This is a genomic window from Nakamurella alba (assembly GCF_009707545.1).
In the GTDB taxonomy this organism is placed as follows: Bacteria; Actinomycetota; Actinomycetes; order Mycobacteriales; family Nakamurellaceae; genus Nakamurella; species Nakamurella alba.
Genome location: NZ_WLYK01000014.1, coordinates 21,571 through 32,460, shown reverse-complemented (window position 1 = coordinate 32,460; position 10,890 = coordinate 21,571). Strand labels below are relative to the sequence as shown.

Below are 10,890 nucleotides of genomic sequence, written 5' to 3'. Positions count from 1 at the left end.
CCGTGAGAACCATTGGCGTGGTCTCACCGACCGTCACACGATGGCCCCCTCCAACGCGGTCACCCACGCCGACAAGGCCCCTGACCTCCTACACCACTCGCCGGGACGTCACCGCGCGGTGAAGGCGTAGGTGTCAGTCCGACCGCGGTCAGTCATCAGTCGTGATCTTGTTCACAGATGGTTGCTAGCGCGACGGGGTCAACTCCCATATCGAAGCATCGACGTCGCGAGCCGTCCTGAGAAGGCGTTTCGGTCGACCAGTGTCCATAATGACGTGAATGGGACACCCGGACGTAGGTGGTGGCCTGCTCCCGATCCGTCAGCGCGGACCAGTGGATCTTTGGTTGACGGGCGTGCCTGTAAAGGGCGCCGGGGACTCGGACGCGGTCATGCCCGTCGGCCGGCTCGGAGCCAGACGCCACGTAGGAGGAGCCCGACGATGGCGGCCATCACCGCACCTGCATCGACCGCCGTTTCGAGCCGGACCTCTCCGCCGGTGCCGTGACCCACCGCCAACATCGCGCCGACGCCGACGCACCAGATCAACACTCCGGCCACCCACCACACCGGATGCAGCCTGCGGTCGGAGGTCTGCGGCTCTCTCATGCTGTCCACGACTCGTGAGTGTTCCGAGTCTACTGATGTCCAGCATAGGACGAAGAGCACACCGTGATGTCTGCGATTCGTCCTCGTATCAATCTGCAGCAAGGATGAAGGAAGCCCTTCGAGGTAACCGCTACGTTGGATGGTTCGCCTGCCGTCCGGAGCCGAGATCGCCGAGCGCACGGGCGTCGACCCGACATTCTCAGCGGCTACAGGATCCCCGGGCCCAACGCAGAAATTGGCCGCGTCCGCGGATGGCTCCTGGGGACAATGGACGCATAGCGAGCAGACCACCCGAGCGCCGCCGGAGTGTGAGTGATGAACGGACGAAGCAGATGTCGTTCATAGGCGTGGCCTACCAAAATCTCCGCCTGCAGGCTGTTGCTGACCACGTCACCCGGACCGGACGACTGCCATCCATGGCCTTGGGTGTCGACGCACGGCAGCGATCCCTGCGCTATGGGATGATCAATCGGCGCCTCGCCCAATCTATAGGTCTGCTTCACCCTCACCGCGTCGTGAGACTGAACGCCGACTGATCGCGGGGGCGGAGTCCAGCAGAGTGGTGTGCGGCCCGGGATGGACGAACTGGTCCAGTCGCTGGGCACGATTGGCTTGTCGAAGTCGCGGGTCAGCAATCACCTGGACCAAACATGTCCGGACGGGTTGCCGTTCACCTGCTTCCGCGAGACCTGGTGGTCGATCTGATTCACCCCCCCCCAACGGACACCTCTGGCGCTGCCTCGACCTCGACGTCGGCGACTGCGGGGAGGTTGCCGGTCAGCAGGTCCACGACGAACTGGGGATGCACCGAATCGAGATCTGTCATCTGCCACCGGGAAGGGACCACCGTTCTGCCGGCAGGACCGCTGGTCCCATCACCCTGGCAGAAACCGACCACTCCCGGTCCCATCACGGTGGCAGACGACAGAGATCAAGCTGGTTGTACCGGTTGTCGGTCAGCCACATCGGTCTCTCACTGGTCGACTGACCCTCGCCCCCTTGGCTAGGCCGAGCCGAAGTACCCGCTTCGCCCACCCCTGCCGGCGGGGCCGCCCTCACTCCCGGGTTCCTCAGCGGGCAGACTGTTGCTATGGAGCACGGATTCCGTCCCGATGACCAAAGATGGACTAGCCAGCTAGAGCGGTTGGTTCAACATGTGAAGGTGCATGGCTTACCCCCGTCGACATCGGTCGGCACGAGTGCCGATGAGCGTCGCTTGGGCTACTGGCTGTCCACTCAGCGCCGCGAGGAGCGTTTAGGCACTCTGGCCGACGACCGGCGCGCCCGACTGGACGAAGCCGTGCCCACCTGGCGCCGGCACCGTCCGATCTGGTCATAACGAGACTGTGTCGACGGCCGTCTGTTGTTCACCGTTGGCGGTCAAGGCCTGTCCCTGGTTGTGGTCATGGTGTTTGACGACAAGCAGACTGGCGCAGGTGACCCGGCGGATCGTTGTCACGATGGTGTCGTCTTCGCGGTGTTCGCGCCGCCACACTGGGCCAACTTCGACCGACCGGAGCTAGCGACGGCCCCACCGGAGTCCTCGATTGCCGCCCCGCGCCCCCCGCGGCTCCGCCTCACCAACCGAACCGCCAAATCACTGGACGAAGCTCGGGCCGAGGGCTCCTAAACACCACCACATCGTGAGCTGCAATGAGCTTGCTCTAATCTGGTCCCGCTAAGCAGGGAAGATTCTCAAAGATGAGACCTATAACTATTTCCTGAATAGTCAGATCATATGGCCAGCCGAAGAAATATCGATCTCGCGGCTTTGGCAACTAACTGTCGGTCGTACGTAATCACGAAATCAAATCTTCTGTCTAAATCTGAAGTGCAGTCGCCCTTGTCTCGACCAATTAATGCAGCTGCGGTCTGCGCGCCTAACGCCACCACTGTCCACTCTAACCGAAGCGCGTCGTTCGATTCAAGTGGCACGAGCCGGACCCCGGGTATCTCGTGGGAGGCGTCAATCCCTTGGCCGAAAATGGCGACTATTGAGCCCGCGGATGCCAAACTCTTGTATCTTTGCCGAGTGCCGAGCGTCAAATTCTTGGCATCCTGCATGGCAGTCAGAACGATAGGGGGGTCCGCGTCGTTGACGGCTTGAGCTTCGATATGGTGAGAAAACGCCAGTAGGAATTCTTTCCTTGCACAACGTGCAAGACCGGTGTCTGCAACCATCTCGAACGGCGTTTTGGGTACTTCAAATTGAATAGAATTTGATAAAACATGGGCACCTTTGCCAAAAGCTTCAGTGAAACCGGGTTGAGGGCGACCCAGTAGCCATCCTTGGCCGAGGTCTGCGCCGAGAGCAATGGCTCGCTCCAAGTGCTCGTCTGTTTCGATTCCCTCTGCCACGACCGAACTACCAAAGCGTTCGACGTGTGCCTTCACGGCCGCCAATGCGCGTGCGCTAGCTGATTCCAGTGAATTTTGGATCAAGGTCATATCGAGCTTGATCACGTCAGGTGCAACAATATCTAGAAGTGATAGCGAATCTTCGTCGACGCCCACATCGTCGAGTGCAATCAACCAGCCGCGGTCTCGGGCCTCGGCGACCTGACGAAGGATCCCAGCGGGCCGCCGTAATAGAGACCGCTCGGTCAACTCCAGTACGATTTGCAATTTCTTATCAGATGCTGCCAGTAGCTCTGCTCCCCATGGGGGAGATCTGTCAAATCTAACCGCCGCCTCGCCGTTCAGAAACAAGAAGACATCTCTCGTCAGACCTAGCTGTAGCGCGTTCTTGATGGCGGTAAGTCGGCACCGCCAGTCGAGTGCATCCACTGTGCCATCGTCGGCAGCGCGAGCAAATATCGTACCCGGGTTCGCGGACTTTTCCTCGGGCCAGCGAGATAGAGCCTCGTATGCTACAACAGAGAGCGACTGCAGGTCCCTGATGGGCTGGAAGACAGTAGAAATGTGCGACCGCGCGGTAACCGGCACCTGCCGATCAGCGTCCCAATCGTGTTTCATATTACGCATACATTCCTCCCTTTTCATTGATGACCGATCGTCCTTCACCGCGCTCGTGTGACTCAATGAGACGGTCGTAGCGGTAATGAGTCTACCGGGCATGGGTCCAAAGAATTGGTAGTCGGGGCGGCGCGCGGCCTTCGACGAAGTTGGTTGTGTGCCGCCAGCGGGTGGCTCGTTGGACGGGCTCAGGGTCCCGAGGACAGCAGGAAGCGAAGCTGCCAACCTTGATCGGCTGGCTCGACGGAGGATCTCGCTGAGTAGTCCAACTTACCCTGGCACGCGGTTGGCAGATGAACTGCACGTCCTCGCCGAGATCTGGCCCCGCTCGGTCCCTAGCGAGATGTCCCGCGGGGCTCAGGTGTAGAGCTGCTGTGTTTTTCCGGCCTTGCCAGGCGAGGGTTTCGTTGGGGTCTTGTGGAGGCGTACGCAGCCATCGAGGATGCCGACCAATCGGTTGCTCAGGGCTCGGAGTGCTTGGTAATGCGTATTGCCGCAGGCTCGGTGCGCGTCGTAGTAGGCGCGGGCTCCGGGTGACTGGCCCAGCGCGCAGAACGCCTGCCGCAGGAGCGCGTCGCCCAGCGCAGGTTGCGTTGGTGGCGGGCCAGGACCACGCGGTGTCTGCCGGAGGTGCGGGTGACCAGGGCATCAGGCCCAACGAGGTAGCCACACCCGCCACCCTCCCTGCATGATCAACCCGAACTCACCGCTGCGAACACGGTGCTGATCCACATCACCCACGGACGTCACCTGGTCAGTTCGACCCCGCAGCCGTGGTGAACCTGACCATGGTTCTGTATTACCTGGAGTCCCGGGGAACCGGCTGGGGGTTCTCGCGGTGGGCGGCGTCAATTCGTCGATGCTTCGGCCCCGCCGGCTGTAGTAGGTCAACCGGCGGGGCCTCCATCGTGCGTGAGTTCCCGGCGCAGGCCGGACGTAGAGGGACAGTGCCCGCGGCGGCCGGGGGCTCAAACCAGTGGTGGTTTCATCCGGTGCTCGTGTCAGCGGTCGCTGCAGTGTCCGCCCTATCCGTCGCCTGTGTACGGCATCGGCTTGTGGCCGCCTGGAGGTCGGTCGCGCCAGCCCGGCAACACGCTGTCGATGAGGCTGGCGCGGTGACCGGGCATGAGCTGGCCGCTGAAGTTGCGGCGCTGGTTGCTCAGCCAGATGCCCAGCCTTCGCTCCTGGGGATGAGAGGTCTCGGTCTTTCGTGGGAACTGCTTGTGTCGCAGACAGAACGTCAATGTCTCGTGAAGGTTCGCCAACCATCTCTGTTCATCGGCCAGTGTGCCCATGCCTGCCTGATACCCCGCGCGGTCGGGCTGGTAACGGCATCACAGATGATCGCGCCGGAACTTGCTGGGCTTGGATGCGGCGGTCCCGGCCTGCCGGGGGGTGAGCGCAGCGGGGTCTTCGGCTCGACCCTGTCAGGGGGTGACATCGAGGAGCCGAACGAGCAGCGTGCCCGGCAATCATGTGCATTACAGGCGACCGAATATGCGTGGGGCCACGCCCGGCAGTTGGGCCGGACGTGGCGCACCCCTCGAGGGTCAGCCAACCAGCGAGGGACCGTTGTGGGCGGCCGAGAGGGGACGGTACGGGCAGCGAGGGCACGACAGCGAATCGCTGCTACAGCTGAGATTGCCTTGTCGAGGCAGCCTCCAGCCCCCACGAGACCCGCGGCTCGATCCACGGCGGGGGTGTACAGCGAGCCGAACCCTCATTGTGCAGGTCCGGCGGCAACGCTGCACGTCATGTCCTGCACCGTCACGTTGCTGCAACTGTTGATCGGGGTATGGGGCGCGCATGACGACAGAAGAAGATAACGACAAGTTCGCTGCCGCTGACTACTTCCACAAATCAGAACGTGTGCTGTTCGAGATCTTGAGTCAGGCCGACCCGGACCCTGATGCGTGGAGCGCGGCCTGGGAGGCGTTCGACCTGTCGGTGGAACGGCTGGGCACTGCTTGGGGGCGGGGGCCCTCGATTGACTAGCTGACCGGGGCGAAACGCCCCCGCCCGGCCCGAGCAGGGCGCGGACGGAGGCTGTGTCGGGCTGGCCACACCCGGGGAGATAGCGGCCAGACCGGCGCTTTACATTGTAGAGGCCGACACCGACAGCGCGCTGACCGGGGAGGGAAGATAGGAAAGCGGCCCCGCCGGCTGCGTGTCTGAACCGGCGGGACCTACGTCCATCCGCTCATCCCCGGGTGGCAAGCGGGGCCGCATCGCTCCCCTGCCCTCAAGACTGCGTTACGAAACAGGCCGCGTTCGATCTTTCACCTGCAGGTCAGCAACGTCCCCGTGTCTTAGGGTGTCCAGCGTGGCCTCCATCACCCCCGTGATCATGACCGATGACCTCGACGGCAGCAAGGCGGCAGAGACTGTCGCCTTCGCGCTCGACGGGTCGAAGTACGAGATCGACCTGTCGCAGGGCCATAGTTCCGGTTCGGTCTCGCCCTCGTGACCCTCGAAGGGTCAACATCTTGCACCCCGTCGGCGCCGAACCGCAATCTCCAACGCCAGTCCCTCCGGCGGCAAAGGTGGTCGTCGCCGCCCTCGCTTGCGCCTAGTCCAGCCCGCCTGAAGCGCGGCTCGGCTCACCGATCACCCAGTGCTGCGGGTTATCCACGCGACCACGAACGTCGCGACGGACAACAACCCCAACGCCCCCAGAATCACCCACATCACAGACGAATGCTCTCACCTCGGCACCGCTGCGCCGCCCTAATCAGAGGAATCGGGCCTGTCGCACTTGCGCCGCTTGCCGGCACGCGTTCGAGCAGTACCGGCGATTAGCTCGTCCGATCATTGGGGAACCACACCGGAGGCAGGTGTGACGTACCGGGCCACGGTGCGGCCGCACCACCCCGGATGCGACCAGAGAGCACCGACGAGAGCAGGTGTGGTGCCCGTATCCCGAGCGGGCTCCTCGGACAACTAGGGTTGACTCACGAGGGTGCGGCCTGCCCCGGACAAGAGCAGGTCGGCTAGAACCCCACGTCGCCCCCTAGCAGAATTCAGCCCCAGTTGACGGGGTCAGTCCGAGTCTTCTCGCCGCCTCGATCCCAAACCGGGCGGTCCCCGAACGGAGGATGTCGGCCTCTACTGCCAGCGAATTAGCTCTGACCACGTGCCCGACGAACCTGCCGGCGATCACCTTGACCTGTGGCGGACTTGCACCGCGTCAGGTTGGATGACACCTGTGAGGCTCGCCTCGGCAGGCCATGAGCGTGCGAGCAACATCATCGCGCCGGTTCGACCCCGGCTATGCCCTACCCATTCCCGTCCGTCGACCGGGCTGGCCGTCGCTAGTACAACCCTCCACGGCGGAGGGATGGCCATTCCATTAGTGGTGCGTAGCGTCCGATGTTTTGAGCGGGGTTCGGTGGGCCTGCGGCGGACAGCCCAACATTCAGTCCTTGCCGAATGTCTCGAGTCGGTTCAGCAGGGTTTCGAGTGACTCCTCAAACTCCTCCGCGGAGTGATCTTCGGCGAGTTGAGGCGAAAGACGCTGCAGAAGCGGATACTCGTCGAGGTCTGCCGGTTTGACGGGTCCTGGGTCGGCTTCGGGGATGGGTCCGATGTCGGCGCCCTGCGCGGAGACCTCGAGCAGCAGGTGGCCGAGTAGGAAGCTGCTGAAGGCTTGATAGGCAGCGACGGCCGCGCGATCAGAGAAGCCGCAGTCGATCAGGGTGTGTAGGAAGGATTCCATCCATCGCAGGCTGCGCAGAGGGGGGCGCACCCACGGGGCGGCGGGTGGACGCGTGGCGATCAGAGGAAAAACCTCGGGGTGGGCCAGGGCGATACGGCGGACGCCGTGGGCTAGGCGTTGGAGGTATTCCTGCCAATCGGGGTGGGCGAGGTACACGTCCGGATCGCCGTAGAGTTCGTCGATGACGACCTCCACGATGCCGTCGAGCATTGCTTCTCGGCCTGGAATGTAGTGGTAGATGGCCATAGCTTCAACGCCGAGGCGGCTCCCGACCCTGCGCATGGTCAGTGCACGGAGACCGTCGGTGTCGATGATCTCGATCGCTGCGCCCAGGATCCGCCGACGGTCCAGACCCCCGCCGGCGCCAGGCCGAACGGCAGGAAGGACAGCGGCGGCGTCACCGCGGCCTTGGGGGCTGTCAGGGTCTACCACGATCGCTCCTGTTCGTTGACGACCGAATTGACGACACAAGCTGTTCTTCGCCTGCCCTGCGTCATGTTGCGCACGATCTCACGCATCGAGCGTAGGCGTCAGTCACCAACGCCACGACACCCACCCCGACCAGGTGGACACGTACGTGATGGCGGCGACCCACAACTGGTCCGGTGCCAGCGCCGCGAACTCCCGCCCGACCAGGTCCGCAGGACGCTCCGCCCCGGGATCTGGGATCGTGGTGCGCCAGACCTTATGCGCCGCATACCGAACGTCCCGCCGGAGCGCATCAGACGTTCCACGGTCCACCGCGCGACCGTGACGCCCTCACGGCCAGGTTGCAGCCACACCTTGCGCGCCCGCAGGTGCCGGCGTTGTTGTCCCGGTGGACGCGGCACACCCGCCTCCAACATGGTCGCATCACAAACCGCGGCCGGCCGTTGCGCCACCGGCCTGGCGGCATACTCGTAGAAGGTGGACTGGGCGATCTGCAGGCCCAGATACCCGGTCGGGACTGCGCACATCGGCTCGACTCCCCACCGCAGACCGCCCGCTTCCCGGCAGTCAGCGAGGCTGCGGATGAACTGCGCGATCAGCAGGGGCCGGTCAAGCTCGGCCGCCAAGAAAGCCCATGCGGCTTTCAGAATAGCGTAAGCGCGCTCGAGTTCTGCGTTCTTACGACGCAACTGGCGCACCGCACCGCCCGCGCCTTCAGCTCCGGCGGATACCGCTTCCTCGGATCTCCCGGCATGACTCCAAGCCTCTCGAGCTCCGAATCTCCGGACATGCCGGTGGGATTCATGACTCCAAGCCTTCCAAGCCCTACAAGGTCTACGGACATGCACGGCATCCAAAGCACCAGCTTGGTCGGTCGGTTGACAGAGCTGCTAGCCGGAAAGCTGGCGCGCATGGGGCGGGCGGGCCGGCCGCGCGATGGCTGCAGGAGCCGCGGTCGAGACAATCGCACTTGCCTGGCTCAGGCCGAGCGAATCGGCGATGCCGATGATTGCGGTCCCGATGCGATCGAGCATGCGTGTTCACCTCGAACGTGGGGACTGCGGTGCGCCCCTCCGGTGACGTCCCGTCAGGTGGTGTAGATCGTCACCGTGTTCGGGGCAGCGAGTTCGGGTTGATCATGCAGTGAGGGTGGCCGGTGGCGCCACCTCCTTGGTGGTGCCGGTGAGTTGGGCCATGGACGCTTCGGAGAAGTAGCGGCGTTCGGAGACCTGCCACTCGTCGTGGGTCTCGATCAGCACCGAGCCGGCCAGGCGGAGCAGCGCGGCCGGGTTGGGGAACACACCCACGACGTCGGTGCGGCGTTTGATCTCCTCGTTGACCCGTTCCAGCGGGTCGGTCGACCAGATCTTCTTCCAGTGCGAGACCGTGAAGTCCGCGAACGCGGTCACGTCCACCTTTGGCGGCCAGCAGCTGTGTTTCGACCTTCTGGAACTGTCGGCCGAGCATGCCGGCGATCACGTCGACCTGGTCCCGGACATGCGCCGGGTCGGGCTGGGCGAAGATCGTGCGGATCGCAGCGGCCACCATCTCCGCGTGCCCCTTGGGCACGTTCGCCAACACGTTGCGCAGGAAGTGGACCCGGCAGCGCTGCCACCCCGCACCCAGGAACACCGCCCCGATCGCGGCCTGCAGCCCGGCGTGGGCGTCGGAGATGACCAGCTGCACCCCGGCCAGTCCACGGGTCTTGAGAGTGCGCAGGAACGCGGTCCAGAACGCCCCGTCCTCGCCGGTCGCCGACGTCGGAGCCCAGCCCCTCGCGGCGGCCGTCGGCGGCGACGGCCGCCGGGTGGCGACGGCGACGGCGACGGCCTGGGATACGACCCGGTGGTTGACCCTCGCCTTGCAGTAGGTGGCGTCCAGGGACATGTACCGGAACTGCTGGTCGGCCAACGACCGGTCGCGGAACGCGGCGACCTCCACGTCCAGGTCCGCGCAGATCCGCGACACCTCCGATTTGGAGATCCCGGAATCGGCGCCGAGCGCCTTGACCAGGTCGTCGACCTTGCGGGTCGAGGTGCCGTGCAGATAGGCCTCCATCACCACCGCGAACAGGCACTGATCGACCCGGCGGCGCCGCTCCAACAACGACCGGTGAGAACGACCCCGTACGGAGTTTCGGGATCTGCAGCTCCAGATCACCGGCGATCGTGGACAGCGTCCGCGGCCGGTGACCGTTGCGCTGGTTGGTGCGGGACTCGGTCCGCTCGTGGAGGCCGGCACCGATCACCGATGTCAGCTCCGCATCGATCAGAGCCTGGTAGATCGTCCGGGCAGCAGCACGGATCCGTTCCTCGACGCCTGTGTCCTTGAGTTCCTCGAGCAGCTCGAGCAAGGCCCCCTGATCCAGGGCCATCGTGTGTTCGTGTCCTTCCGTGAGAACCATTGGCGTGGTCTCACCGACCGTCACACGATGGCCCCCTCCAACGCGGTCACCCACGCCGACAAGGCCCCTGACCTCCTACACCACTCGCCGGGACGTCACCCGCCCCTCCTACGGCGACGGACGTTATCTATCCCTGGTGGTACTGGGACAAGTGAACTCTCCGGCCCGGACGGGTGTGTCTGGCGGTGCAGGTTCACGTGCTCTACGGTCGTCGGAGTGATGGCTCAGGACACGTGCACCGTGGTGTGCACCGCGACCGCCGCGTGTCGGAGATCCCGGGTGACAATGCCGCTGGTGTTCGCCGTCGACCGCAGAGAGGTCCGCGAAGCGATCCGCCTTGCGTACCCGACCTTGAGCTGCCCGCACCCAGACCTGGCGCTGATTATGGCTCGGTGACGCTGCGCGACGCGGTGGTCGTGATGGCGAGGTTGCTTGGCTCGGTGACGCTGCGCGAGACGGTGGTCATGACGGCGAGATCAGCGCAGACGCAGGCTGACCGGGGGGACAGCTGTCAAGATGCGGGGCGGCAGCTGCGGCAGCACACCTCACCGACTTGACGCTGCTGGGGGAGGACTAACCGTCCCGAGGAGGACGGAGCATCAATCGGACTCCCCTTAAAGCGACTCGAGATAGGTTCAATGATGAGACAAGCTGCGTATCTTGCGGGACCGCCTGAGCAGGTTGAGCCATGCAAGTACAAACACGGAGAACACAGACCGTAGATCCAGGCGTTGGGTGGCCAGTGCCCGGTGCGGGCCCG

The 10,890-nt window shown here is 64.2% G+C and carries 7 protein-coding genes and 4 pseudogenes; 4 read left to right on the top strand and 7 right to left on the bottom strand.

Annotation, left to right across the window (positions count from 1 at the left end; translation table 11 throughout):
- Positions 1–1,696 precede the first annotated feature (1,696 nt).
- Complete coding sequence (locus tag GIS00_RS29490; protein ID WP_154771144.1) at positions 1,697–1,945, top strand: helicase associated domain-containing protein; 249 nt, start codon at positions 1,697–1,699, stop codon at positions 1,943–1,945.
- 395 nt (positions 1,946–2,340) lie between these two features.
- Here the strand turns inward: GIS00_RS29490 and GIS00_RS24680 are convergent, their stop codons facing one another.
- Positions 2,341–3,582, bottom strand: a complete 1,242-nt coding sequence (locus GIS00_RS24680) for a sensor domain-containing phosphodiesterase (protein WP_230314126.1) — start codon at positions 3,580–3,582, stop codon at positions 2,341–2,343.
- Between the two features lie 411 nt (positions 3,583–3,993).
- Positions 3,994–4,223 (bottom strand): annotated as a pseudogene (locus tag GIS00_RS28105) (IS110 family transposase); the annotation flags it as partial.
- Positions 4,224–5,388: 1,165 nt separating this feature from the next.
- Here GIS00_RS28105 and GIS00_RS24675 point away from each other — a divergent pair.
- Both GIS00_RS24675 and GIS00_RS28550 read left to right on the top strand, forming a co-directional pair.
- On the top strand, positions 5,389–5,577 hold the full coding sequence (locus GIS00_RS24675) for a hypothetical protein (RefSeq protein ID WP_154771142.1): 189 nt from the start codon (positions 5,389–5,391) through the stop codon (positions 5,575–5,577).
- 328 nt (positions 5,578–5,905) lie between these two features.
- Positions 5,906–6,025 (top strand): annotated as a pseudogene (locus tag GIS00_RS28550) (Lsr2 dimerization domain-containing protein); the annotation flags it as partial.
- A 972-nt stretch (positions 6,026–6,997) separates the two neighbouring features.
- On the opposite strand, the gene GIS00_RS24665 reads toward GIS00_RS28550, so the two are convergent.
- The 5 genes and pseudogenes from GIS00_RS24665 to GIS00_RS29475 all read right to left on the bottom strand — a co-directional run.
- The gene (locus GIS00_RS24665; protein WP_407666923.1) at positions 6,998–7,729 is read right to left on the bottom strand and encodes a TetR/AcrR family transcriptional regulator; all 732 of its coding nucleotides are present in this window, start codon (positions 7,727–7,729) and stop codon (positions 6,998–7,000) included.
- An 887-nt stretch (positions 7,730–8,616) separates the two neighbouring features.
- A complete protein-coding gene (locus GIS00_RS24660) occupies positions 8,617–8,760 on the bottom strand; it encodes a hypothetical protein (protein ID WP_154771140.1) in 144 nt (47 codons plus the stop codon).
- 102 nt (positions 8,761–8,862) lie between these two features.
- A complete protein-coding gene (locus GIS00_RS29485) occupies positions 8,863–9,135 on the bottom strand; it encodes a transposase (RefSeq protein ID WP_407666922.1) in 273 nt (90 codons plus the stop codon).
- Between the two features lie 79 nt (positions 9,136–9,214).
- A pseudogene (locus GIS00_RS29480) lies at positions 9,215–9,886 on the bottom strand (IS256 family transposase); the annotation flags it as partial.
- 19 nt (positions 9,887–9,905) lie between these two features.
- Positions 9,906–10,100 (bottom strand): annotated as a pseudogene (locus GIS00_RS29475) (transposase); the annotation flags it as partial.
- 422 nt (positions 10,101–10,522) lie between these two features.
- Between GIS00_RS29475 and GIS00_RS24650 the strand changes: the two are divergent.
- Positions 10,523–10,687, top strand: coding sequence for a hypothetical protein (locus GIS00_RS24650; protein ID WP_154771139.1), 165 nt, complete (start codon positions 10,523–10,525; stop codon positions 10,685–10,687).
- Positions 10,688–10,890 lie beyond the last annotated feature (203 nt).

What these genes read in the sequence shown, in the direction of transcription:
- GIS00_RS24680 (WP_230314126.1), bottom strand. Translation starts at nt 3,582, where the DNA reads ATGAAACACGATTGGGACGCTGATCGGCAGGTGCCGGTTACCGCGCGG.
- GIS00_RS29490 (WP_154771144.1), top strand. Translation starts at nt 1,697, where the DNA reads ATGGAGCACGGATTCCGTCCCGATGACCAAAGATGGACTAGCCAGCTA.
- GIS00_RS24660 (WP_154771140.1), bottom strand. Translation starts at nt 8,760, where the DNA reads ATGCTCGATCGCATCGGGACCGCAATCATCGGCATCGCCGATTCGCTC.
- GIS00_RS24675 (WP_154771142.1), top strand. Translation starts at nt 5,389, where the DNA reads ATGACGACAGAAGAAGATAACGACAAGTTCGCTGCCGCTGACTACTTC.